Genomic DNA, 23,781 nt, shown 5'->3' with positions numbered 1-23,781 from the left:
TATGCCGCTTCCGAAGATGCCTACCCGACCGGCAGCCATCCTCAGCTTTCCCACCGGCGAGGCCGCCACGGCCCGGGCCGCCAGGGACGACGAGGACGACATCGCTCCGGTGCAGCCGGAACTCGACGGGATCAAGCCCGCCGTGATCGCCCGCGCCCCGCAGGCCAAGGCGCCCGTGGCGCCCGGCAAGCCCGCGCCGGCCGGCAAACCCGCGCCGCAGCCGCGCGCGGCCAAGACCGCCGGCAAGCGTGCCGGCAAGTCCGGCGCCGACAGCGCCAGCAAGCTTTTCGTGCTGGACACCAATGTCCTGCTGCACGATCCGTCCTCGCTGTTTCGCTTTGAGGAGCACGACATCTTCCTGCCGATGATGACGCTGGAAGAGTTGGACCATCAGAAGAAAGGCATGTCTGAAGTGGCGCGCAACGCGCGCCAGGTCAGCCGTTCGCTGGATTCCCTGGTGCAGGACACGACGCAGCTCGACGCGGGCATAGCCCTGAGCAAGCTCGGCAACAAGGAAGCCACCGGCCGGCTGCTGTTGCAGACCACCGCCATCCACAGCACCCTGCCCTCGGACCTGCCCATGGGCAAGGCCGACAACCAGATCCTGGGCGTGGTGCGCGCCCTGGCCGAAAAGTACCCGCAGCGCGAGGTCGTGCTGGTGTCCAAGGACATCAACATGCGCCTGAAGGCGCGGGCGCTGGGCCTGGCGGCCGAGGACTACTACAACGACCACGTCCTCGAAGACACCGACCTGATGTACTCGGGCGTGATGCCCTTGCCCGAGGACTTCTGGAACCGCCATGGCAAGGATGTCGAGTCCTGGCAACAGGGGGGCACGACCTTCTACCGCATCCGCGGTCCCCTGTGCTCGCAGTTCGTCGTCAACCAGTTCGTGTACTTCGAAGGCCAGATGCCGCTGTACGCGCAGGTGCGCGAAGTCAGCGGCAAGACGGCCGTCCTGGCCACGCTGCGCGACTACACCCATGGCAAGAACAATGTCTGGGGGATCACGGCGCGCAACCGCGAGCAGAACTTCGCCCTCAACCTGCTGATGAACCCGGAATGCGACTTCGTGTCGCTGCTCGGGCAGGCCGGTACCGGCAAGACGCTTCTGGCGCTGGCCGCCGGCATCACCCAGGTGCTGGAGACCAAACGCTACACCGAAATCATCATGACCCGGGTCACGGTTCCGGTGGGCGAGGACATCGGCTTTCTGCCCGGCACGGAAGAAGAAAAAATGTTGCCCTGGATGGGCGCGTTGGAGGACAACCTCGACGTGCTCAACATGGGCGACGGCGAAGGCAGCGGCGATTGGGGCCGCGCGGCGACCATGGACCTCATCCGCTCCCGGATCAAGGTCAAGTCGCTCAATTTCATGCGCGGACGCACCTTCCTGAACAAATACCTCATCATCGACGAGGCGCAGAACCTCACGCCCAAGCAGATGAAGACGCTGGTCACTCGCGCCGGCCCCGGCACCAAGGTGGTCTGCCTGGGCAATATCGCCCAGATCGACACGCCCTACCTCACCGAGGGCAGTTCCGGCCTGACCTTCGTGGTCGACCGCTTCAAGGGCTGGCCGCATGCGGGTCACGTCACGCTGCAGCGCGGCGAGCGCTCGCGGCTGGCCGATTACGCCGGCGACGTGCTCTGACCGCCGCCGCATCCCATCCCGTCCCCGCCTCGCGCGGGGCTTTTTTCTTGCGCGGCGCCTTGCGCGGCACCCTCGCGCCGCGCCGGGGTGTAGCATGAAGGCCTGGCCGTTCTCTTCGCACCTGACTCATGAACACCCCTGTCGGCTTCACCCTGGGCGATGCCGCCGGCATCGGCCCGGAAATCATCGTCAAAGCCTTTGCCCACGGACTGAAGGCGCCCGCCATCGTGTTCGGCGACACGGGCGCGCTGCAGCGCGCCGTGCGGCAGCTGGGCGCGCGCCTGGACGTGCGCCGCATCGCCTCGCCGCGCGAAGCCAGCGGCCGGGCCGATGTCATCGAAGTGGTGCAGGCCGGCGCGGCCCTGCCCGCCAGCCTGCCCCTGGGCCGCGTCAGCGCCGAGGCCGGCCAGGGCGCCTATGACTATCTCTGCCGGGCCATCGATGCCGCCATGGCCGGCGAGATCCGCGCCATCGTCACCGCGCCGCTGAACAAGCACTCCATGCACCTTGCCGGCATCGACCAGCCCGGCCATACCGAAATCCTGGCCGAGCGCTCGGGCACCGAGCACTACGCCATGATGCTGGCCAACGATGAACTGCGCGTGCTGCTGGTGACCATCCACATGGCGCTGGCCGACGTGCCGGCGCGCATCACGCGCCAGGCCGAGTTGCGCGCCATCCGGCTGGCCGAGCGCGCCTGTCGCCAGATGGGCATCGCCCGGCCGCGCGTCGCCGTGGCGGGCCTGAATCCGCACGCCGGCGAAGACGGCAAGTTCGGCCGCGAGGACATCGAGGCGATCGCCCCGGCCATCGCCGATGCGCGCGCCGAGGGCATCGACGCCAGCGGCCCCTGGCCGGGCGACACCATCTTCATGCGCGCGCGGCGCGGCGAGTTCGATATCGTCGTGGCGCAGTATCACGACCAGGGGCTGATCCCGGTCAAATACCTGGGCATCGACCACGGGGTGAACGTGACGGTGGGCCTGCCTTTCGTGCGCACCAGCGTCGATCACGGCACGGCCTTCGATATCGCCGGCCAAGGGGTGGCCGACGCCAGCTCGCTGCTCGTGGCCTTCGACCTGGCGCTGGCGATGACGCCCGGCTGACGGGACGCTGACCGCGGGGCGGCGGGAAAACTGGATCCAGTCCGACTACAATAGCCGCGCTGTCCTGTTTCCACCTCTATCCTATCTATGCGCTTCCTGCCCGATCGCTTTACGCTGCTGCTGATCACGACCGTCATCATTGCAAGTCTTCTGCCCGCTCATGGCCAGGGTATCGAGATTTTCGGGTGGATCACCAACATTGCAGTCGCCCTGCTCTTTTTTCTCCATGGCGCCCGCCTGTCGCGCGATGCCATCGTCGCGGGCATCACGCACTGGCGTCTGCACCTGACGATTTTCTCGGCGACCTTCCTGGTCTTTCCCTTGCTGGGCGTGATCCTGAAGCCGGTGCTCGAACCGCTGGTCACCCCCGAGCTCTACCTGGGCATCCTGTTTCTGTGCTGTCTGCCGGCCACGGTGCAATCGGCCATTGCCTTCACCTCGATGGCGCGCGGCAACGTCCCCGCCGCCGTGTGCAGCGCCTCGGCCTCCAGCCTGTTGGGCATTTTCCTCACGCCGCTGCTGGTGGGCACTGTCGTGGCCAGCGCGGCCGCGGCCCCCATCTCCTTTGACGCGGTGGGCAAGATCATGCTGCAGCTGCTGCTGCCCTTTGTGCTGGGCCAGCTGCTGCGCCCCTGGATAGGCGCCTGGGTGCACAAGCGCAAGTCCATGCTCAAGTGGGTCGACCAAGGCTCCATCCTTCTGGTGGTCTATACCGCCTTTTCCGAGGCGGTCAACGAAGGGCTGTGGCGCAACACGCCGGTGCCCGCGCTGCTCGGCCTGGTCGTGGCCTGCTGCCTCATCCTGGCGCTGGCCCTGGGCGCCTCGCAGCTGCTGGGCAAGGTGTTCAAGTTCAATCTCGAAGACCGCATCACGCTGCTGTTCTGCGGCTCGAAGAAGAGCCTGGCCAGCGGCATCCCCATGGCCCAGGTGATCTTTGCCGGCCAGGCCGTGGGCGCCATCGTGCTGCCGCTGATGCTGTTTCACCAGATCCAGCTCATGGTCTGCGCGGTGCTGGCCGCCCGCTATGCGCGCCGCCCCGAAGAATAAGGCGCGTGGCCCATGAAAAAGCCCAGGCCATGGCCTGGGCTTTTTTTTGTCGGCCGCGCCTCAGTATTGCGGCGCGGCGGTGAAATTGAGAAAGCGCGTGCTCATGCCCTGGAAAGTCAGGCGCACCGTGCCGATGGGGCCGTTACGCTGCTTGCCGATGATGATCTCGGCCGTGCCCTTGTCGGGCGAATCAGGGTTGTAGACCTCGTCGCGGTAGATGAAAAGAATCACGTCGGCGTCCTGTTCGATGGCGCCGGATTCGCGCAGATCGCTCATCACAGGCCGCTTGTTAGGACGCTGCTCCAGGCTGCGGTTGAGCTGCGACAAGGCGATCAGGGGGCAGTTCAGCTCCTTGGCCAGGCCCTTGAGCGAGCGGCTGATTTCCGACACCTCGGTCGCGCGGTTTTCGCCCGCCGAACTGGCCGACATCAGCTGGATATAGTCGATGATGATCAGGCCGAGCTGGCCGCATTGGCGTGCCAGGCGCCGGGCCCGGGCCCGGACTTCCATGGCCGACAGCGCCGGGGTTTCGTCGATATAGACCTGGGCGTCCTGCATGAGCTGCACGGCATGGGTGACGCGCGGCCAGTCATCGGCGATGAGCTTGCCGGTGCGCATGCGGTGCTGATCCAGCATGCCAACCGAACCCAGCATACGCATGGCCAGCTGCACCGCGCCCATTTCCATGGAGAACACCGCCACGGGCAGGCCCTGCTCGATGGCGACGTGTTCGCCGATATTCATCGAGAACGAGGTCTTGCCCATGGACGGACGGCCGGCCACGATGACCAGGTCGCCCGGTTGCAGGCCGGAGGTCATCTTGTCCAGGTCGGTAAAGCCCGTGGGCACCCCGGTCACATCCGATTCGGTATCGCGGTGGTAGAGCTCGTCGATGCGTTCGACCACCTGGGTGAGCAGGGGCTGGATCTCCTGGAAGCCGCCGGAGCCGCGCGCGCCCTCCTGGGCGATCTTGAAGACCTTGGACTCGGCCTCGTCAAGCAGCTGGCGCGCTTCCTTGCCCTGCGGGCTCATGGCGGCGGCCGAGATTTCATCGGCAATGGTGACCAGCTTGCGCAAGGTGGCGCGCTCGGCCACGATCTCGGCGTAGCGGCGGATATTGGCCGCCGACGGCGTGTTATGCGCCAGGGCGTTGAGGTAGGCCAGCCCGCCGACTTCTTCGGATTTGCCGGCGACCACCAGGGATTCATTGACCGTGATGACGTCGGCCGGCCGCGCCAGCCCGATCAGGCGCGCGATGTGCTGCCAGATCAGGCGGTGATCATGCCGGTAGAAGTCTTCCTCGGCCAGCACGTCGGCGATGCGATCCCAGGCCCCGTTGTCCAGCAGCAGGCCGCCGAGCACCGATTGCTCGGCCTCGATGGAATGCGGCGGGACCCGCAGGTATTCAAGTTGGGAATCGGCGGGAGTGTTCATTGCAATACTGACCTCAGGGTGTCGCTGACCTGGAAGAAGGTGCGCACATCGCGCCACGGCAGTTTGCCGCCCAGGGGTTTGAGGATACGGGCCAGGCCACAGATCGGGCGGGCCAGGCGCTTGAGCGCGGCGCGCACGGCCGGATCGGGATTGGCCTCAAAATAAGTCTCTAGGATCAGTTTACCTATGAGTGGGACATGTTCGCGCGGTATTTTGCTCAAGGACACCACCGAGCTCAAGGTCTGGAACACATCGTAGGCCTGGGCCAGCGGCAAGGACAGGGCCGCGCCGATGTTCTCCTCGAAATCGATGCGCCAGAGCTGGCCATCGTCGCGCAGCGTGACATTGCGCACCTGCGCGCCGCCATGCCAAAGCCCCCGCCGATGGAAGGCGGCCAGGTCGGCGGCCAGCATGCGGATCAGTTCCAGGCGACGCGCATCATCGGCGCGGCGCAAAAAGTAAGGCAGGTCATCCCCCACGTGCTCCAGCACCACCAGGCCAGGCTGCTGCCACCACACTTCGGGCACGCGGCAACCCGCCTGCAGCAGGCGCCGCAGGCGTTCTGCCTCGTAGGCCAGGCCGTTGCGCAGCAGGACACTGGGGCGCGGAAACTCGCCCAGGGCCAGCTTGCAGCCGATGGCCAGCATCAGCGCGCGCAGGTAGCGCAGCACGTAGCTGATGCCGCGGCCCAGGCCAGGTTCGCGCCGCTTGACGACGCAACGCTCGCCATCGACGACGACTTCCTTCACCGATGTCACCGCCGCCGCCTCGGGGCCCTCCAGCCAGGCGCGCAGGCCGGGCGGCGCATTGTGATGTAACGGCGTCTGTGTCACGCAATTCCTCGGGATGACTGGGGCGGCGCAAGACCGCGGGGACGATATCAAAGCGTATCAAGAAAAAAGCCGGCACCAGGCCGGCTTTCTTCGTACCGATGCGGGCGGACCGATCAGTTCATCTCGCCTTCGACGAGGATGGTCACATCGACCAGCACGTCGGCGTGCAGGGCGACCTGGACCGGGTACTCGCCGACGGCCTTGAGCTGGCCGTTGGGCAGGCGGACCTGGCCCTTTTCAACACCCTCGAAGCCGGCGGCGCGCAGGCCTTCGGCGATGTCGGCGTTGGTGACCGAACCGAACAGGCGGCCATCGACACCGGCCTTCTGGACGATCTTCAGCTGATAGCCGTTGAGGCGCTCGCCCAGCGCCTGGGCGACGGCCAGCTTCTCGGCCTGGGCCTTTTCCAGTTCGGCGCGGCGGGCCTCGAACTCTTGCAGAGCGGCTTCGGTGGCGCGGCGGGCCTTCTTCTGGGGGATCAGGAAGTTGCGGGCGTAGCCATCACGCACACGCACGACTTCACCGAGGTTGCCCAGGTTGACGACTTTTTCGAGCAGGATAACTTGCATGACGTTGCCCCGGATTAGTTGTGGTTGTCGGTGTAGGGCAACAGGGCCAGGAAGCGCGCGCGCTTGATGGCGGTGTCCAGCTGGCGCTGGTAGATTGCCCGGGTGCCGGTCAAACGAGCCGGAATGATCTTGCCGTTTTCTTGCACGAAGTCGCGCAGGGTGTCGAGATCCTTGTAGTCGATCTCTTCAACACCGGCAGCGGTGAAGCGGCAGAACTTGCGGCGCTTGAACAGCGGGTTCTGCTGGGTGAACTTGCGTTTCTCTTTGCGTTTTCCGAAGAAAGCCATGATATGTGCCTCTTAGTTTGTTTGGGACAGATCCAGCCATGGATCCTGTCGCCGTAATCTATGCCGGGCCGGGGCCAAGCGACTCAAGCAAGCATGGGATCGACCCCGGCGCTGCCGCCCGTTTTACGGGCGCGCTGCAAATGCAGCTTCAGCTTGACCGAATCTTTGCGGGCCGGGGCCAGAAAGCCCTCCACCTGCATCTCGGTCCCCAGTGCGATGCCTGCCAACATCTGCGCCAGATCCCCCAGGGCAACCGCGTGTATCGTCAGCTCGACCCGGCGCGGATGTCCCGCCTCGGTGACTTCGGACTCATGGCCCAGGAGCATTTCCAGGGCCGCCACTCCTGCCGGAGTATGGCGCAGCGGCTCGCATTCAAGAACGCGGACGCTGAGTTGCAGTTGATTCATGGGGTGGGCGATGTCGCCTGCTTGTATCGCTTGCCGGTTACTGCCTAACCGACCCTGCGATTCTGTACCGACTCTTACTCAGCCTGGGCAGCGGCGGCTTCAGCCGACGCCTTGCGGGCTTCTTCACGCTCGACCGACTTCATCATGATCGAGGCGCCAGCAGGGGCCTTCTTGGTCTTGATGACCAGGTGGCGCAGCACGGCGTCGTTGTAGCGGAAGGAATGCTCCAGCTCGTCCAGGGTGGCTTGGTTGCACTCGATGTTCATGCAAACATAGTGTGCCTTGACCAGCTTCTGGATCGGGTAGGCCAGTTGGCGGCGACCCCAGTCTTCCAGGCGATGCACCGAGCCGTTCTGGCCGGTGACAAGCGATTGGTAGCGTTCGACCATGGCGGGCACTTGCTCGCTTTGATCGGGGTGAACGATGAACACTACTTCGTAGTGGCGCATGTATTACTCCTTGTGGATGTCTTCGCGGGAAACATGTAAACCCGCAGAAGGGTCAGCCCGCCATCGAAATGGAGCGAGCAAGAAAGCTCTCGATTATCGCCCATGGAGCGGACAGATGCAAGCGCCATCCCATGGCGGGGCCTGCCGCCCAGCGCGGGCCAGTATTTGGGGACGGACATAGGCCCCGGACGGCCGACGGCACCCCGGGTCTTGCAGGAAAGTGAAACGGCCGCGTGGAACACGCGGCCGCCTTTTTATCGCGAGCGCCGGGCAGCAAGCGGGCCCGGCAAAGGGCCGGACCAACCGCCCGGGGACTCAGCCCTCGACCACGGCATAGGCCGAATGGTTATGGATGGACTCGAAGTTCTCGGCTTCGACACAGAAGCGCGCCACCGAGGGGTGGGCCTTCAGGCGGGCGGCGACATCGCGCACCAGGTCTTCGACGAACTTGGGATTGTCGTAGGCGCGTTCGGTGACGTATTTTTCGTCCGGGCGCTTGAGCAGGCCCCACAGCTCGCAGGAGCCTTCATCCTCGACCAGGCGGATGATGGCATCCATGGCGACCTCGCCCTCCAGGATGGCCGAGACCGTCACGTGCGAGCGCTGGTTATGCGCGCCGTACTCGGAGATGGCCTTGGAACAAGGGCACAGGCTGGTCACCGGCACCAGCACGCGCAGCTCGAACTCGACCTGGTCGCCGGCGGCGCGCGCCGTCCAGGTGACTTCGTAGTCGAGCAGGCTCTGCACGCCGGAGACCGGGGCGGACTTGTTGATGAAATACGGGAAGGAGGCGGTCAGGTCGCCACGCTCGGCATGCAGCAGCGGCAGCATGTCGCGCGCCATCTGCGCGAACAGGGCGGGCGTCATGGGCGTGCTGCGGTACTGCTCCAGCAGCGCCACGAAACGGGACATATGCGTCCCCTTTTCTTCGGCGGGCAGCGCCACCGTCAGCGTCCAGTTGGCCACCGTGGGCTGGGACGAGCCGTCGCCAGCGACGACCAGCATCGGGTGGCGCACGCCGCGGATACCCACACGTTGAATCGGGATATGGCGCGTGTCCGCCGAGCTCTGGACGTCGGGCATCACGATGGCGGGATCGATCGGGGAATTCATGTCGCTTACCTATCAGGGCATGGGATACAGCCATCCCTGGAATTAAGAACCGGAGGGGCATTATCGCCCAAACTGCCGGCCCGGGCCGGGAAAACCCTTTTAGTCGTGTGTGGACCGGACGAAACGCAGTGTTCCGCCTGGAATAAAGCGCCGGCTCATTGGCAATGCAGCAGCGCGCTGAAGCGCTCGCGCACCGAACGTTCGATGCCGACGGCATCCAGGCCCAGGCCGGCCAGCAGCGCGGCCTGGTCGCCGTGATCGATGAACTCGTCGGGCAGGCCCAGCTGCAGAACCGGCAGCGTCAGCCCCATGTCGTTCAGGGCTTCGGTCACGGCGCTGCCCGCGCCGCCCATGACCGCGGCCTCCTCGATCGTGACCAGCGCATCGTGGCCGGCGGCCAGCTCGCGCAGCAATTCGCGGTCCAGCGGTTTGACAAAACGCATGTCGGCCACGGTGGCATCCAGCTTTTCGGCCGCCGCCAGGGCGGCCGGCACCAGGGTGCCGAAGCCCAGTATGGCGATCTTGCGGCCACGGCGGCGCACCACGCCCTTGCCCAGCGGCACGGTGTCCAAGCCCGTGGCGACCTCGGCGCCGCGGCCCGCGCCGCGCGGGTAGCGCACGGAGGCCGGCCCCGGATAGGCATAACAGGTCGACAGCAACAGGCGCGCTTCGTTCTCGTCGGAGGGCGTGGCCACCACCATGTTGGGCACGCAGCGCAGGAAGGCGATGTCGTAGTTGCCGGCATGGGTGGCGCCGTCGGCGCCCACCAGCCCGGCGCGATCCAGGGCGAAGGTAACATCGAGGTTCTGCAGCGCCACGTCGTGGATCAGCTGGTCGTAGCCGCGCTGCAAAAAGGTGGAGTAGATCGCCACCACGGGTTTCTGCCCCTCGCAGGCCAGGCCGGCGGCAAAGGTGACCGCATGCTGCTCGGCGATGCCGACATCGAAATAGCGGGTCGGGAAGCGTTTTTCGAATTCGACCAGGCCGCTGCCCTCGCGCATGGCCGGGGTAATGCCCACCAGCCGGACGTCGGCCTGCGCCTGGTCGCACAGCCACTGGCCGAACACCTGGGTGAAGGTCTTCTTGGCGGGCGTCTTGGCTTTCTGGATGCCCACGGCCGGGTCGAACTTGCCGGGGCCGTGATACAGCACCGGGTCGGCCTCGGCCAGTTTGTAGCCCTGCCCCTTGCGCGTGACCACATGCAGGAATTGCAGGCCCTGCAGGGCCTTGAGGTTCTGCAGGGTGGGCACCAGGGCGTCGAGGTCGTGGCCGTCGATGGGGCCGACATAGTTGAAGCCGAACTCTTCGAACAGCGTGGCTGGCGTGATCATGCCCTTGGCGTGCTCTTCGAGACGGCGCGCCAGCTCGAGGACCGGAGGCACGTGCTGCAGCACCGCGCGGCCGACGTTCTTGGCCGCGGCATAGAAGCGGCCCGACATCAGGCGCGCCAGGTAGCGGTTCAGGGCGCCGACCGGCGGCGAGATCGACATGTCGTTGTCGTTCAGGATCACCAGCAGGTTGACATTGGGCGTGACGCCGGCGTTGTTCATGGCCTCGAAAGCCATGCCGGCCGACATCGCGCCATCGCCGATCACGGCGATGTGCTGGCGCGCCACGCCGGCATTGCGCGAGGCCACGGCCATGCCCAGCGCCGCCGAGATCGAGGTCGAGGAATGGGCCGTGCCGAAGGCGTCGTACTCGGATTCGCTGCGCTTGGGAAAGCCCGAGATGCCGCCCTGCTGGCGCAGCTGCGCCATGCCCTCGCGGCGGCCGGTCAGGATTTTGTGCGGATAGGATTGATGGCCCACGTCCCAGACGATGCGGTCATGAGGCGTGTCGAAGACATAGTGCAAGGCCAGCGTGAGCTCGACCGTGCCCAGGTTGGACGACAGGTGACCGCCCGTCTTGGAGACCGATTCCAGCACGAAAGCCCGCAGCTCATCGGCGATGGGCTTGAGATCGCGCCAATCCAGTTTGCGCAGGTCGGCCGGCGAATGAATGCGGTCCAGGTGTTCTGTCGTCGTCATTTGAAGCTTGAGTGGTTATCCGCGCCATCCGGCGCCGCGGTGTTCAACGATCGCGTAGCACAATGAAATCAGCGAGCTGGGCCAGCCGCGCGCCCGAGTCGCCCAGGGGCCCCAAGGCCAAGTGGGCGGCCCGGCGCAGCTCTTCGGCCAGTTCGCGCGCCTGGTCCAGGCCCAGGAGCGACACATAGGTGGGTTTGTTCTCGACGGCGTCCTTGCCCGGCGTCTTGCCCAGGCGGGCGCTGTCGGCCGTCACATCCAGGATGTCGTCCACGACCTGGAAGGCCAGGCCCATGGCCTGGGCATAGCTGTCCAGCGCCTGGCGCGCCGACGAGCTGGCGCCGGCCACGATGCCGCCCAGCGTCACGCTGGCGGCCAGCATGGCGCCGGTCTTCATGCTGTGCATGGTCTGCAATTCGTCGCGGCTGAGCGTCTTGCCCACGCTGTGCAGGTCAATGGCCTGGCCGCCCGCCATGCCCAGGCTGCCGGCCGCTCGGGCCAGCACCTGGGTGGCCTGGACCACGAGCGCGGGCGCGATGGGCATGCCGGCCAGCAGTTCGAAAGCCAGGGGCTGCAAGGCGTCGCCGGCCAGCATGGCCGTGGCTTCGTCGAATTGCACATGCGTGGTCGGACGGCCGCGGCGCAGCGTGTCATCGTCCATGCAGGGCAGGTCGTCGTGCACCAGCGAGTAGGCGTGGATCAGTTCGACCGCGGCCGCCGCGCGGTCCATGGAGGCCTCGATGGCCAGCACGCTGCCATTGACCGGGCAGGCCTGCCCGGCCGCATAGACCAGGGCCGCGCGCACACGCTTGCCGCCGCCCAGGACGGCATAGCGCATGGCCTCATGCAGGCGCGCGGGCGCAGCGTCGGCCGCGGGCATCAGTTCTTCGAGTACCTGCTCGATATGGTCGGCGCGTTCGCGCAGCCAATCGGCACAGGCGAGATGGGGTTGCTTCATCCGAGGCTCTATTCGTCGTCCAGGGCGCCCGGCTGCAAGGGGCGCAGCAATTCACCTTCGAGCACCTTGACCTGCTGCTCGGCCTGCGACAGCCGTTCCTGGCAGATACGGGTGAGCTCCACGCCGCGCCGGTAGGCCGCCAGCGACTGCTCCAGCGGCAGCGAGCCGTTTTCCATGGCCTGCACCAGGGCCTCCAGCTCGGCCAGGGCGGTTTCGAAATCTTGGGGCAGAGGTGATGAGGCCAAGCGGGTCTCCGGGACGGCGCGGGAAGGATTGATCGGGCAATCCTGAATTGTACGAGATAGCGTAATGCCTCGCGTCAGCCGCCGCTAAGCCGTCCTGCGATCCGTTTGAGGGCCGGGGCCACGCGCTCGCGCAGCACGGCCTCGGGCAGCAAGGCGGCCGGGCCGCCGCAGCTCAGCACGAACAGGCCCTCCCCGGTCAAGGCGCTGAATGCGATGGCCGCGGCATTGATGCCGGACTGCCATTGCCCGATGGCAAAGCAACAGCCGGTGGCCTCGCGGTCGCGCACCGCTTCGTCCACCACCCGCGCCGCGATGCCCGCGCCAGCAGCCAGCGTCTGGCGTGCCGGCGCCTCCAGCGCCGCCAGATAGGCCCGGCCCATGGCCGTGTCCAGGCTGGCCCGATAACCGACGGGCAAGCGCAGGTAGAGCGCCGAGGAACCATGGATGGCTTCGACATAGACCATGGCGTCGCCATCGAACGTGCCCAGCGCCACGGCCGCGCCGGTCTCCGCGGCCAGCGCGGTCATGTCGGCCTTGGCCAGATCGCGGATGGCCAGCCCGGCCAGCAGCCCGAAGCCCAGCGCCAGCGCGGCATGGCCGGGCGAGTATTTGCCGGTATCCGCGTGATACCGCAGATAACCGAGCTCGGTCAGCGTGAAAGTGATGCGGCTGATCGTCGGCTTGGGCAACCCGGTCAGGCGGGCCAGCTCCTGGTTGCCCAGGGTTTGCGGCCCCAGCCGGAAACAGCGCAGCACATCCAGGCCGCGCGCCAGCGCGGTGATGAAGTCGGGCGAGTCGGCCCCGGCCCCGCCGGCTTGCCGTTTGCGCCGCGCCGGGCCTGAGGTGTCGGAAATTGGTTGCATTTCGGGCCGTGGGTTTTTATATTTGAATTTCGAATTACAAAATTAAATTCCGTATATCGGAATTTATAACATTCCGGCTTCAAGCGAAAGCCCTCTGGTATCAAGGGAAAAATCATGTTCCGTCGCACCTTCAATTTCTGCCTGGCCGCCCTGCTGGCCGGCGCCGCCTGCGCCCCAGCCCTGGCCGACACCTATCCCAGCCGTCCCATCAAGGTCATTTCGCCCTTCCCGGCCGGCGGCGCCACCGACGTCCTGACCCGCATCCTGGCCGAGCGCATGGGCAAGGACCTGAACCAAAGCCTGATCGTCGAAAACAAGGCCGGCGCGGGCACCACCATCGGCGCGGCCTATGTCTCGCGCGAACAGCCCGACGGCTACACTATCCTGATGGCGACCAACTCCACCCTGGTCACCAACCGCTTCCTATACAAATCCCTGCCCTACGATCCCGATGGCTTCGCCCCCATCGGCATGGTCGGCATCGGGCCCCTGGTGCTGTTGTCCAGCCCGAAACAGCCCTTCAAGAACACCGGCGAACTGGTGGCCTATGCCAAGCAGCATCCCGGCAAGCTGACTTTCGCCAGCTTCGGCCCGGGCACGTCCTCGCACCTGGCCGGCGAACTATTCAAGGAGCAGGCGGGCGTGGACATCCTGCACGTGCCGTTCAAGGGAGCGACCCAGGCCCTGCCCGCGCTCATCAGCGGCGACGTGGACATCTTCTTCGACATGGTGGCCACCGGCATGCCGCAGGCCAAGGCGGGCAAGATCCATGTCTTCGGCATCACCAGCAAGACTCGCCTGCCTTCCGAGGCGCAATTGCCCACCCTGGCCGAAGAGGGCTACCCCAAGTTCGACATGAGCGCCTGGTTCAGCTTCGTGGCGCCCAAGGGCACGCCGCCCGAGGTGCTGGCGCGCCTGCAGCAAGCCCTGCAGAACACGCTCAAGGACGAAACCGTGCGCGCCAAGATGCTGGACATGGGCATCGACCCGCGCTCGGGCCGCGCCGACGAACTGCTGGCCCAGATCGCCAGCGAGCAGCCCATCATCCAGCAACTGGTCAAGCAGGCCAATGTGGCCCTGCAATAAGGCCCTGTTTTTGCAACAAACTCTTCCGGGCGCACGGGCCGCCTCCGGCAGGCGGCTCACCCCGGCACACACCCCTTAACCGGTCGATACAGGGACGGACGGACGCGCTGATAAGGTGATGACAATGGCGTCGTCGGGCGCCTCACCCCTACCGGAGCGCCATGTCCCCTGCCCGTTTCGAACGGTTGGACGCGGCGCGCTGGCTGGCCGCTTTCGCCGTGGTCATGCTGCACAGCGCCGCGCAAACCGTATCCGATCCCGCCATCTATGCCAGCCAGGGCTGGCTGGTCGCCAACCTGTATGACTCGGCCGTGCGCTGGTGCGTGCCCGTTTTCGTGATGATCAGCGGCGCCCTGCTGCTGGATCCGCGGCGCAGCCTGCCCCCGCGCGAGTTCTACCAGCGGCGCCTGGCGCGCATCCAGGCGCCGCTCGTTTTCTGGACCCTGTTCTACCTGCTGTGGACCACGACGCTGGCGCGCTGGGACGCGGGCTATTTCGATTTTTCCTTCTGGCCGCGCAAAGTGGCCGAGGGCCGGCCCTACTATCACCTCTGGTATCTGTACATGATCGTGGGCCTGTATCTGTTCGCGCCCGTGGTGCGGCTGCTCTACGCGCGCAGCAGCGTGGCCGGCCGCAAGCTCTGGGTCGTGGGCATCCTGGGCGTGGCCATCCTGGATACGCTCTATCGCCAGGCCTTGGACGCGGCGCCGGGGTTTTTCCTGACCTGGTTCCTGCCCTACCTGGGGTACTTCATCGCCGGGCGCATGATTTTCGAGGGCGAGTGGCGGATTCCGCGGCCCGGGCTGCTGCTGCTGGCCGGCATCGCCCTCACGGCGGGCGGTGTGGCCTGGCTGTCGAACGCCCAGGCCCTGAACCTGTATTTCTACGATTACTTCAGCCTGACCGTGCCGCTGATGTCGCTGGCGGCCTTCCAGTGGTTCGTGGATACGCCGGCCTTGCCCCGGCTGCCGGCGCTGGCCCCGCTGACCTTCGGGGTCTACCTGGTCCATCCGGTGCTCCTGGACCTGGCGCAACGCGCCGGCCTGGCGGCCCGCGATACCGGGGCGGCCTGGCGCCTGCCGCTGGTGGCGATACTGGTGTTCTGCCTGTCGGCCGCCATGGTCTGGGCCTTGCGGCAACATCGACTTACGCGCCGGCTGGTTTGATCCCCCCTGGCTTGGGGATGGGGTACAATTCTCCGTTTGGGATCGGCCAGTCCGATTTTTCTTCGCGCCAGCACGGACTGAGGGCTAAACAAGGAATGCCTTCCCCCGTCCTGGCTTTTTCATCCGAGCGGAGGGAATCATGACCGACATTGGTCGGATGGCACATGTCGTGCCAGCTCGCACCCAGCTTCCGGTAAGCGCCTATTTCGACGAAGCCCGCTTTGCGCGCGAGCAAGAACTCATTTTCAAGCAATCCTCCTTGTATGTCGGCCACGAAAAGCTCGTGCCCGAGATCGGGGATTGGCGTACCCTGGTTCAGGAGAACGGAGGGCGCGTTCTGGTTCGCAACCAGAACGGCGTAGAACTCATCTCAAATGTCTGCCGCCACCGCCAGGCCTTGATGCTGGGCGGCGAAACCGGCAACGTCAGCGGCAACGTCAACACCAGCGGCTCCCTGCAAGGCACCGGCGGCAACATCGTCTGCCCGCTGCACCGCTGGACCTACAACAATCGCGGCGAATTGCTGGGCGCCCCCCAGTTCGATGCCACGCCCTGCATGAATCTGCAGCGCTTTCGCCTGCGCGATTGCCATGGCCTGCTGTTCGAAGGCCCGCGCGACCCTGCCGCCGACATGGCGCCGCTATTCGCGCGACCCGAGTTCGACTTCGGCGACTATGTGCTCGACCACGTCGAGGTGCATCAGTGCAACTACAACTGGAAGACCTTCATCGAGGTCTATCTGGAGGACTACCACGTCGGGCCGTTCCATCCCGGCCTGGGGCGCTTTGTCACCTGCGATGACCTGAGCTGGGAGTTCAACGACTGGTACAGCCTGCAAAAGGTGGGTGTGCACCAGGCGCTGGCCCAGCCGGGCTCGGACGTCTATCGCCAGTGGCACGACCGCCTGCTGGCTTTCCGCGCCGGCCAGGCGCCCGACTTCGGCGCCGTGTGGGTCACCTACTTCCCGACCCATATGATCGAGCTCTACCCGCACGTCGTGGTCCTGTCCACGCTCTACCCCAAGAGCCCACAGGAAACCGTCAACGTGGTCGAGTTCTACTATCCCGAGGAGATCGTCGCCTTCGAGCGCGAATTCGTCGAAGCGCAGCGCGCGGCCTATATGGAGACGGCGGTCGAGGATGACGAAATCGCCGAACGCATGGACGCCGGCCGCCGAGCCCTGATGGAGCGCGGCGTCAACGAAGCCGGCCCCTACCAGTCCCCCATGGAAGACGGCATGCAGCACTTCCATGAATGGTACCGCCGCATCATGGACGAGCAAGGCGGCTGATCCCTGCCCGCCCCACCAGCCCGGCTTCGGCCGGGCTTTTTTCTGCCCGCCCGGCCGGCGAGACGGTTTTTATATCTGTCATCAAACGGTCAAGAGCCTTTGGTCTACTGATCCTCCCTTCTGGCGCGCGGATCAACCGGGGAGACTGCCATGCCCTTGAGCCTCTACGATATCGAACAAGTATTCCTTGAGCGCGGCCATCGTATCTATGACGGCGAACCCGTCAGCCATCTCAAGCACGCCCTGCAGACCGCCACGCTGGCCGAGCAGGCCGGCGCCTCGGCCCATCTGGTGACAGCCTGCCTGCTGCACGACCTCGGCCATCTCATCGCCGACCATCCCGAGACGCCCACGCTGCGCGGCGTGGACGACAAGCACCAGTACTTCGTGCTGCCCTTTCTGCGCGGGCTGTTCGGCGCCCGCGTGCTCGACCCCATCCGCCTGCACGTGGAAGCCAAGCGTTATCTCTGCTATGTCGAGCCCGATTACGCCCTGATGCTGTCCGAGGATTCGCGGCGCAGCCTCAATCTGCAGGGCGGCAGCTTCGATGCCGGGCAGGCCATGGATTTCGCCGCCCTGCCGGGAGCGCCCGACGCCATACGCCTGCGCCGCTGGGATGACCTGGCCAAGTCCCCCAACATGACGACCGGCTCGCTGGCCCATTTTCTCGAACTGGCCTCGAGCGTGTCCGAGCGCCCCCGGCTGATCGCCGCCTGACGCGCCCCAAAGAAAACGGCCCCTCGGGGCCGTCGTCATGGCGCGGGCCTCAGCCCCTGGCGACCGGCCGCGCCGGGTCGGCGCACCACTCGCTCCAGGAGCCCGGATACAGGCGCGAACCGCCCAGGCCGGCAATCTCCATGGCCAGCAGATTGTGGCAGGCGGTGATGCCCGAACCACATTGATGCACGATGGCTTGCGGTGCGCGGCCGTCCAGCAAGGCGCTGAATTCGGCGCGCAGCTGCGCGGCATCCTTGAAGCGCCCCTCGGGGGTCAGGTTTTCGACGTTGGGGCGGTTCAGCGCGCCAGGGATGTGCCCGGCGACCGGGTCCATGGGCTCGACCTCGCCGCGATAGCGGTTGGCCGCGCGCGCGTCGATCACGGTAAAGGCCTGCGTGGGGATGTTTTGCAGCACGGCCTGGGCGTCCACGGCGCCGCCCAGCGGCTCGGCCGCCTGCACGCCGGGCAGGGGCGCCAACGACACCGCGGCGCCGCTTTCGGTGGGCTGGCCGGCGGCCGTCCAGGCCTGCCAGCCGCCATCGAGCACGGCCACGCGCTCATGGCCTATCCAGCGCAGCATCCACCACAGGTGGGCGGCGTACATGCCGCCGCTGGCGTCATAGGCCACCACCAGCGTGGCGGGCTTGATGCCATGCGCGGCCATCAGGCCGGCGACAAGATTGCGATCCGGCAAGGGGTGGCGGCCATTCTTGCCCGTGCGCGCGGCGGACAGCTCGGTTTCGTGGTTCAGGTAGCGCGCGCCGGGAATATGCGCCTGCTCGTAGGCGCGCGGGCCGACGGCATGATCCATCAGGTCGTGGCGCACATCGAAAACCCGCAAGTCGGACTCGCCCAGCCGGGCGGCCAGGTCGGCAACGGAAATCAAGGTCATGGTCATTGAGGCTTCCTCTACAACAGGCCGCAGAACGTCAGCCCTGCGCCGGATCCCGCATGGTACGCCAAACCGACAGCAGGCCGGCGGCGATGATCAGGCCCATGCCGGCCCAGGCCAGGCTGTCGAGCATGTCGCCCCAGACGCCGACGCCGATGAAGGCGGCGAAGATAATGGTGGTGTACTGGAGCGCCGCCGTCAGCAGGGCTGAACCGTGGCCGAAGGCGCGCGTCATGGCGAGCTGGCCGAACAGGCCGGCGGTGCCCACGCCCACCAGGGCAAAGTATCCCATCAGATCGGCGCTGCCCCAACCCTGCAGGGCCAGACCGGCCACACTGCTCAGGCAGACCGCCAGCGAGAAAAACAGCACCGTGCGCCACTCCGGCTCGCCCACCCGCCCCAGCTGGCGGATCTGCATCATGGCGATGGCCGACAGGGCGCCGGCCAGCAGCCCCAGCAGCGCGGCCAGCCATTGATCGTCGTTGATGCTGGGCCGCAACACGGCGATGACGCCCAGGAAACCCAGCGCCACGGCCACGATGCGCACCAGGTCGCGCTGCGCCCCGCCCCAGCCCAGCATCCAGCAGGCGATGAACAGCGGCGCGGTGTAGTTCAGGCTGGTGGCCGTGGCCAGCGGCAAATGGGAGATGGCATAAAAGCCCAGCCACATGGAGGTCACGCCCGACAGATTGCGCCAGACGTGCAGGCGCCAGGAATTGGGCACGATGGACTGGCGCGCCGCGCGGGCCCAGATCAGCAACAGGATGATGGACGGCAGCCCGCGGAACAGGACGACCTGGGCCAGGGAGGCGCCGTGCTCAGCCGACAGCTTCACGAACGAACCCATGATGGCGAACATGACAGATGCCAACAACATCCAGAGAGCCTGCATGGGAGCCTGAATAAGGAAAAAACAAGAGGGAATATAGGGGAAAGCGATACTATACTCCCCATCCCGCGCCCCTACCTGGCGGCCGGGCGCCCCTTGGGGAACCGACCAGCACGGGGCTGGTCAAACCGGGGCCTAAAAATCGTTTTCCCGCTCGCAGAGGAAACCCAATCGAATGAAACGCGTCATCCTGTTCCTGATCACCAACCTGGCCGTGATGCTGGTGCTGTCCGCCACTTTGCGCATCCTGGGCCTGGATCGCTACATCACGGCTCAGGGCCTGAATGTCAATGCCCTGCTGGTGTTCTCGGTCGTCGTGGGCTTCACGGGGTCCATCATCTCGCTGCTGATCAGCAAGCCCATGGCCAAGTTCAGCACCGGGGCCCAGGTCATCGACCCGAACGCCCCGCGCAACCAGCGCGAAGCCTGGCTGCTGGACACGGTCTACCAGCTGGCCGACCGTGCCGGCATCGGCCGGCCCGAAGTCGCCATCTATGAGGGCGCGCCCAATGCCTTCGCCACGGGCGCCTTCAAGAACGACGCCCTGGTGGCCGTCTCCACGGGCCTGCTCGAGAGCATGAGCGAAGAAGAAGTCGCCGCCGTGCTGGGTCACGAGGTCGCCCACGTCGCCAATGGCGACATGGTCACCCTCACCCTGATCCAGGGGGTCGTCAACACCTTCGTGGTCTTCCTGGCGCGCGTGGTCGGTTATTTCGTCGACCGCACCATCTTCCGCACCGAGCGCGGCATCGGGCCGGGCTTCTACATCACCGTGATCGTCTGTGAGATCGTGTTCGGCGTGCTGGCTTCCATCATCGTGGCTTGGTTCTCGCGCCAGCGCGAATACCGCGCCGATGCCGGTTCCGCCCAGCTGCTCGGCGCGCGCGAGCCCATGATCCATGCCCTGGCCCGCCTGGGCGGCGTGCAGCCCGGCGAACTGCCCAAGTCCTTCCAGGCCTCGGGTATCGCGGGCGCCGGCGCGATCTCGGCGCTGTTCTCCTCGCACCCGCCCATCCCCGCCCGCATCGCGGCCCTGCAGCAGATGCGCGTGTCCTGAAGCACAAAAACCCGGCCGCAGGCCGGGTTTTTGTTTGGGCGGCATGGGCGGCTTGCGCCGGCCCATGGGCCCGGGCTGTCGGCCAGGCGCTCAGTCCAGCGTGAGGATGGTGGCGCCGGTGGTCTTGCGGCCGGCCAGGGCGGCCTGGGCCTCGCCAGCCCGCTCCAGGCTGTAGCGCTGGTCGATACGGACCTTGATCTTCTTCTTTTGCACCAGGCCGAAGAGTTCGTCAGCGGCGGCCTTGAGCTTTTCGGGGGTGTTGACATGCACCGCGAGCGAAGGCCGGGTGACGTACAGGCAGCCCTTCTGGTTGAGGATGCCGAGGTTCACGCCCGTGACGGGACCGGAAGCATTGCCGAAGCTCACCATCAGGCCGCGCGGTTCGATGCAGTCCAGCGAGGTCTCCCAGGTGTCCTTGCCCACGCCGTCATAGACCACGGGCACTTTTTTGCCGCCCGTCAGTTCGAGCAGCCGTTCGGCCACGTTCTCGCGCGAGTAGTCGATGGTTTCCCAGGCGCCGTTGGCGCGCGCCAGCTCGGCCTTCTCCGGGCTGGAGACCGTGCCGATCAGCTTGACGCCCAGGGCCTTGGCCCACTGGCAGGCGATCAGGCCCACACCGCCGGCCGCGGCGTGGAACAGGATGGTCTCGCCGCCCTGCAGGCGGTAGGTCTGGCGGAACAGGTACTGGACCGTCAGGCCCTTGAGCATCAGGGCGGCCGCGTCTTCGAAGCTCACGCCCTTGGGCAGCTTGACGACCTGGGCGGCCGGCACGTTGCGCGCCTGCGCATAGGCGCCCAGCGGGCTTTGGCCATAGGCCACCCGATCTCCCACCTTAAGGTGCCTGACCTCGGCCCCGACGGCCTCGACCACCCCGGCGCCCTCGAAACCCAGGCCATGCGGCAGGGGATGGGGATACAGGCCGGTGCGGTAATAGATGTCGATGAAGTTCAGCCCGGCCGCGTGCTGGCGGATGGTGACTTCATTGGCGGCGGGCGGCGCGACCTCCACCTCCACGACCTTCAGGACCTCGGGGCCGCCGTGCTGTTCAATACGGACCGCCTTGACGAGCTTGCTGGCCATGCTGGCCTCCTTTCTGAATTTGACGATAAGGCAAAACAACCTGCCGGCCGCGCTAGCCCGCCTTCACGGGGCGCCTGCCGGTCAGGACAAAAACCCCTGCCAGCACCAGCGCCGTGCCGGCCAGCTGCCAGACCGTGATCGGCTCGGACAGCAGCCAAGCCGCCAGGAACAGCACCGAGACCGGCCCCAGCATGCCCAGCAGGGAGGCCGTGGGCGCCCCCACCAGCGCGACCGCCCACATCATCATGAAGACAGGCAGCACCGTGTTGAGAGTGGCGTGGATCAGGGAATAACCATAGACGCCGGCCGGCTGCAGCAACACCGACGGCGGGTGCACCACGAAAAACTGGATCACGCAGGCCACGCAGGACACCAGCATGGCATAGGCCACCAGCCGCGTCGCGCCCACCCGCTTGACCAGTTCCCCGGAGCAAATCAGGTAAACAGAATAGCTCAGGGCCGAAGCGAAGACGAACAAAGACCCTTTGACGACATCGGAACCGCCGCCGGTCTCCGACAGGTCGTGGGCAAAGACCAGCACCACGCCCGCGTAGGAGAGGATCATGGCCCACAGCTGGCGCCGCGTGATCGGACGCTTCAGCCACCAGGCCGACAGCAGCACCACCAGCGACGGCGACAAGAACAGGATCAGCCGCTCCAGGCTGGCGCTCACGTAGCGCAGCCCCAGGAAATCGAGAAAACTCGACAAGTAATAACCGATGAGCCCGAGCACGCAGATCTGGATTCTTTCCTTGGCCGTCAGCGTCACGATCTGGCCGCGCGCCGCGCGCCGGGACTCCCACCAGGCGACAGCGGCGAAAAACGGCATGGCGAACAGCATGCGGAAAGCGATCAGCGTCACCGCGTCGATGCCATATCGATAGGTGAACTTGACCACCACCGCCTTGGCGGAGAACAGGATGGCGCCCAGCCCGGCCAAAAAATAGCCCGCCAGGATTTGCGTCTGGCGGGAGGCGGCAAAATGCTCGGAAATGCGATTCATGCGATGATTTTAGTTTGCCCGTGCGCCAAACGCGCGCCTACCCCGCGATTTTTGACGCCCGCCATCGATCCGGGCCGCGAGCCCGGCTCAATCGACCCATCGCCGATACACCATGACCCGCCAGCGAGCCCTCGTTTATATCCATTTTGCCGCCGTGCTTTTCGGCCTGACCGGCGTCTTCGGCGAGCTCATCCAGGCCAGCGCGGCCGTCATCACGCTGGGCCGCGCCCTGTTCGCGGTGGCCTCCCTGGCCTTCTTTGCCCGTATCCAGCGCCGCCCGCTGCTGGGCATGCTCACCCCCGCCCAGTTGTTCGTCCTGGTGGTCGCCGGCGCCCTCCTGGCCCTGCACTGGGTGACGTTTTTCATTTCGGTCAAGGTGGGCGGCATCGCCATCGCCACCCTGGGCTTTGCCAGTTTCCCGGCCTTCATCACGCTGTTTGAAGGCCTGCTGTTCCGTGAAAAAGTGCGTACCGCCGAATGGCTGGTGCTGGCGCTGGTCACCGCCGGCCTGGTGCTGGTCACCCCGTCCTTCGACTTCGCCGACCAGGGCACGGTGGGCCTGGCCTGGGGATTGCTGTCGGGGCTGTCCTTCGCCCTGCTGGCCCTGACCAACCGCCGCGCCGCCTCGGGCATGGACCCCATGCAGGTGGCCTGCTGGCAAAACGCCATCGTCTCCCTCATCGTGCTGCCCTTCGCGGTCGACCAGTTGCCGGCCCTGGCCGCCGTGGACTGGCTGTGGGTGGCCCTGCTGGGCGTATTCTGCACCGGCCTGTCGCACTACCTTTTCGTCTCCTCGCTGACCCGGCTCAACGCCCGCAGCGCCGGCCTGGTGATCGCGCTGGAACCGGTCTATGCCATCGGCTTTGCCTGGGTGCTGTTTGCCCAGGAGCCCAGCTTGCGCATGCTGGCCGGCGCCGCGCTCATCGTGGCGGCCATCGTCTGGTCGGGCCTGCGCAAGACCGCGCACTGACCCCGGATATACCGCCTTGACAATAATTGACTAGGCAGTAAAATCCTGCCTCATGAGTTCGTCCAAGCCTGACCCCGCCGCCCCCAGCAACGTCCATTACCGCGCCGACAAGATCGCGATGAGCGAGGATAATTGCGGGTTCCTGATCAAGCTGGTGCACCAGTCGCTCAACCGCATGCTGGACCAGGAGATGGCCCCGCTGGACCTGACGGCCATGCAATGGCGTCCGCTGGCGCTCCTGGAGCGCGGCCGCGCCGATACCTCGGCCGAGCTGGCGCGCATCATTGGCGTGGACACCGGCGCCATGACCCGCACCCTCGACAGACTGGAGAGCAAAGGGCTGCTGCGCCGCGCGCGCAGCAGCGAGGACCGCCGCGTGGTCAAGCTGGAGCTGACCGAGACGGGCCTGGCCAAGGCGCGCGAGATCCCCACCTATATTGCCAAGGCCCTCAATACGCATTTGCGGGGTTTCAGCCCCGAAGAGGTCCGCCAGTTGCGCCATCTGCTCACGCGCATGCTGGCCAACGGCTCGCCCCAGGGCAACAGCTGAGGCCGACGCCCCCTTAACCCCGCTCGCAATCGGGTTGTTCGCGCAAAACACGCCCTGCTACGTTCTAATTACTGCCTAGTCAATAACAGAC

The 23,781-nt window shown here is 66.1% G+C and carries 25 protein-coding genes; 10 read left to right on the top strand and 15 right to left on the bottom strand.

Translation table 11 applies throughout. The features are described 5' to 3' along the window. Nucleotide 1 precedes the first annotated feature (1 nt). The 3 genes from AXA74_RS01715 to AXA74_RS01705 all read left to right on the top strand — a co-directional run bounded on the left by AXA74_RS01715 (nt 2) and on the right by AXA74_RS01705 (nt 3,807). Nucleotides 2-1,654 carry a PhoH family protein gene (locus AXA74_RS01715; RefSeq protein ID WP_029579684.1) on the top strand — a complete coding sequence of 551 codons (1,653 nt, stop codon included), beginning with the start codon at nt 2-4 and terminating at the stop codon, nt 1,652-1,654. Between the two features lie 128 nt (nt 1,655-1,782). Further along, complete coding sequence (pdxA, locus tag AXA74_RS01710) at nt 1,783-2,760, top strand: 4-hydroxythreonine-4-phosphate dehydrogenase PdxA (protein ID WP_029579685.1); 978 nt, start codon at nt 1,783-1,785, stop codon at nt 2,758-2,760. A gap of 87 nt (nt 2,761-2,847) precedes the next feature. Next, a complete protein-coding gene (locus AXA74_RS01705; protein ID WP_029579686.1) occupies nt 2,848-3,807 on the top strand; it encodes a bile acid:sodium symporter family protein in 960 nt (319 codons plus the stop codon). 60 nt (nt 3,808-3,867) lie between these two features. Here AXA74_RS01705 and AXA74_RS01700 read toward each other — a convergent pair whose 3' ends face one another. The 11 genes from AXA74_RS01700 to AXA74_RS01650 all read right to left on the bottom strand — a co-directional run bounded on the left by AXA74_RS01700 (nt 3,868) and on the right by AXA74_RS01650 (nt 12,989). Next, entirely contained in the window at nt 3,868-5,241 is a 1,374-nt protein-coding gene (locus AXA74_RS01700; protein ID WP_029579687.1) for a replicative DNA helicase, read from the bottom strand. Continuing rightward, the gene (locus AXA74_RS01695; RefSeq protein WP_032977623.1) at nt 5,238-6,074 is read right to left on the bottom strand and encodes a BUD32 family EKC/KEOPS complex subunit; all 837 of its coding nucleotides are present in this window, start codon (nt 6,072-6,074) and stop codon (nt 5,238-5,240) included. The genes AXA74_RS01700 and AXA74_RS01695 overlap by 4 nt, the downstream gene beginning before the upstream one ends. A 113-nt stretch (nt 6,075-6,187) precedes the next feature. Next, nucleotides 6,188-6,643, bottom strand: coding sequence for a 50S ribosomal protein L9 (gene rplI, locus AXA74_RS01690; RefSeq protein ID WP_029579689.1), 456 nt, complete (start codon nt 6,641-6,643; stop codon nt 6,188-6,190). A gap of 14 nt (nt 6,644-6,657) precedes the next feature. After that, entirely contained in the window at nt 6,658-6,930 is a 273-nt protein-coding gene (gene rpsR, locus AXA74_RS01685) for a 30S ribosomal protein S18 (RefSeq protein WP_029579690.1), read from the bottom strand. Between the two features lie 83 nt (nt 6,931-7,013). Continuing rightward, nucleotides 7,014-7,337, bottom strand: a complete 324-nt coding sequence (gene priB, locus AXA74_RS01680; protein ID WP_029579691.1) for a primosomal replication protein N — start codon at nt 7,335-7,337, stop codon at nt 7,014-7,016. Nucleotides 7,338-7,411: 74 nt separating this feature from the next. Continuing rightward, entirely contained in the window at nt 7,412-7,786 is a 375-nt protein-coding gene (gene rpsF, locus AXA74_RS01675) for a 30S ribosomal protein S6 (RefSeq protein ID WP_029579692.1), read from the bottom strand. 315 nt (nt 7,787-8,101) lie between these two features. Next, nucleotides 8,102-8,899, bottom strand: coding sequence for a GTP cyclohydrolase FolE2 (gene folE2 / locus AXA74_RS01670; protein ID WP_029579693.1), 798 nt, complete (start codon nt 8,897-8,899; stop codon nt 8,102-8,104). A 155-nt stretch (nt 8,900-9,054) separates the two neighbouring features. Then, on the bottom strand, nt 9,055-10,926 hold the full coding sequence (dxs, locus tag AXA74_RS01665) for a 1-deoxy-D-xylulose-5-phosphate synthase (RefSeq protein ID WP_029579694.1): 1,872 nt from the start codon (nt 10,924-10,926) through the stop codon (nt 9,055-9,057). 43 nt (nt 10,927-10,969) lie between these two features. Continuing rightward, entirely contained in the window at nt 10,970-11,881 is a 912-nt protein-coding gene (locus AXA74_RS01660) for a polyprenyl synthetase family protein (RefSeq protein ID WP_029579695.1), read from the bottom strand. 8 nt (nt 11,882-11,889) lie between these two features. Beyond that, complete coding sequence (locus tag AXA74_RS01655) at nt 11,890-12,126, bottom strand: exodeoxyribonuclease VII small subunit (protein ID WP_048026637.1); 237 nt, start codon at nt 12,124-12,126, stop codon at nt 11,890-11,892. A gap of 74 nt (nt 12,127-12,200) precedes the next feature. Next, a complete protein-coding gene (locus AXA74_RS01650; protein ID WP_029579697.1) occupies nt 12,201-12,989 on the bottom strand; it encodes an IclR family transcriptional regulator in 789 nt (262 codons plus the stop codon). A gap of 114 nt (nt 12,990-13,103) precedes the next feature. Between AXA74_RS01650 and AXA74_RS01645 the strand changes: the two genes are divergently transcribed. The 4 genes from AXA74_RS01645 (at nt 13,104) to AXA74_RS01630 (ending at nt 17,249) form a co-directional block, all read left to right on the top strand. Beyond that, complete coding sequence (locus tag AXA74_RS01645) at nt 13,104-14,075, top strand: Bug family tripartite tricarboxylate transporter substrate binding protein (protein WP_032973535.1); 972 nt, start codon at nt 13,104-13,106, stop codon at nt 14,073-14,075. 161 nt (nt 14,076-14,236) lie between these two features. After that, entirely contained in the window at nt 14,237-15,241 is a 1,005-nt protein-coding gene (locus AXA74_RS01640; RefSeq protein WP_032977619.1) for an acyltransferase, read from the top strand. Between the two features lie 139 nt (nt 15,242-15,380). Then, entirely contained in the window at nt 15,381-16,532 is a 1,152-nt protein-coding gene (locus AXA74_RS01635; RefSeq protein WP_029579700.1) for an aromatic ring-hydroxylating oxygenase subunit alpha, read from the top strand. A gap of 150 nt (nt 16,533-16,682) precedes the next feature. Continuing rightward, nucleotides 16,683-17,249 (top strand): phosphonate degradation HD-domain oxygenase, encoded by a 567-nt coding sequence (locus tag AXA74_RS01630; protein ID WP_029579701.1) that lies wholly within the window; start codon nt 16,683-16,685, stop codon nt 17,247-17,249. A gap of 49 nt (nt 17,250-17,298) precedes the next feature. Here AXA74_RS01630 and AXA74_RS01625 read toward each other — a convergent pair whose 3' ends face one another. Further along, entirely contained in the window at nt 17,299-18,147 is an 849-nt protein-coding gene (locus tag AXA74_RS01625; protein WP_032957432.1) for a sulfurtransferase, read from the bottom strand. A 31-nt stretch (nt 18,148-18,178) separates the two neighbouring features. Next, nucleotides 18,179-19,033 (bottom strand): DMT family transporter, encoded by an 855-nt coding sequence (locus tag AXA74_RS01620; RefSeq protein WP_029579703.1) that lies wholly within the window; start codon nt 19,031-19,033, stop codon nt 18,179-18,181. Nucleotides 19,034-19,205: 172 nt separating this feature from the next. On the opposite strand from AXA74_RS01620, the gene htpX reads away from it, so the two are divergent. Continuing rightward, on the top strand, nt 19,206-20,087 hold the full coding sequence (htpX, locus tag AXA74_RS01615) for a protease HtpX (RefSeq protein WP_029579704.1): 882 nt from the start codon (nt 19,206-19,208) through the stop codon (nt 20,085-20,087). 90 nt (nt 20,088-20,177) lie between these two features. On the opposite strand, the gene AXA74_RS01610 is transcribed toward htpX, so the two are convergent. Beyond that, the gene (locus AXA74_RS01610; protein WP_029579705.1) at nt 20,178-21,167 is read right to left on the bottom strand and encodes a quinone oxidoreductase family protein; all 990 of its coding nucleotides are present in this window, start codon (nt 21,165-21,167) and stop codon (nt 20,178-20,180) included. 52 nt (nt 21,168-21,219) lie between these two features. Beyond that, on the bottom strand, nt 21,220-22,170 hold the full coding sequence (locus AXA74_RS01605) for a DMT family transporter (protein ID WP_032957434.1): 951 nt from the start codon (nt 22,168-22,170) through the stop codon (nt 21,220-21,222). 112 nt (nt 22,171-22,282) lie between these two features. Here AXA74_RS01605 and AXA74_RS01600 point away from each other — a divergent pair, with 112 nt between their 5' ends. Together AXA74_RS01600 and AXA74_RS01595 are read left to right on the top strand one after the other, a co-directional pair. Beyond that, nucleotides 22,283-23,140, top strand: a complete 858-nt coding sequence (locus tag AXA74_RS01600; protein WP_029579707.1) for a DMT family transporter — start codon at nt 22,283-22,285, stop codon at nt 23,138-23,140. A gap of 52 nt (nt 23,141-23,192) precedes the next feature. Beyond that, nucleotides 23,193-23,690: a MarR family winged helix-turn-helix transcriptional regulator gene (locus tag AXA74_RS01595; protein WP_029579708.1), complete on the top strand. Its 498-nt coding sequence runs from the start codon at nt 23,193-23,195 to the stop codon at nt 23,688-23,690. Nucleotides 23,691-23,781: the final 91 nt, after the last annotated feature.

The sequence above is a fragment of the Bordetella hinzii LMG 13501 genome, from assembly GCF_001548475.1.
GTDB classification, from domain to species: Bacteria; Pseudomonadota; Gammaproteobacteria; order Burkholderiales; family Burkholderiaceae_B; genus Bordetella; species Bordetella hinzii.
This window is presented reverse-complemented; position numbering and strand designations above follow the sequence as displayed.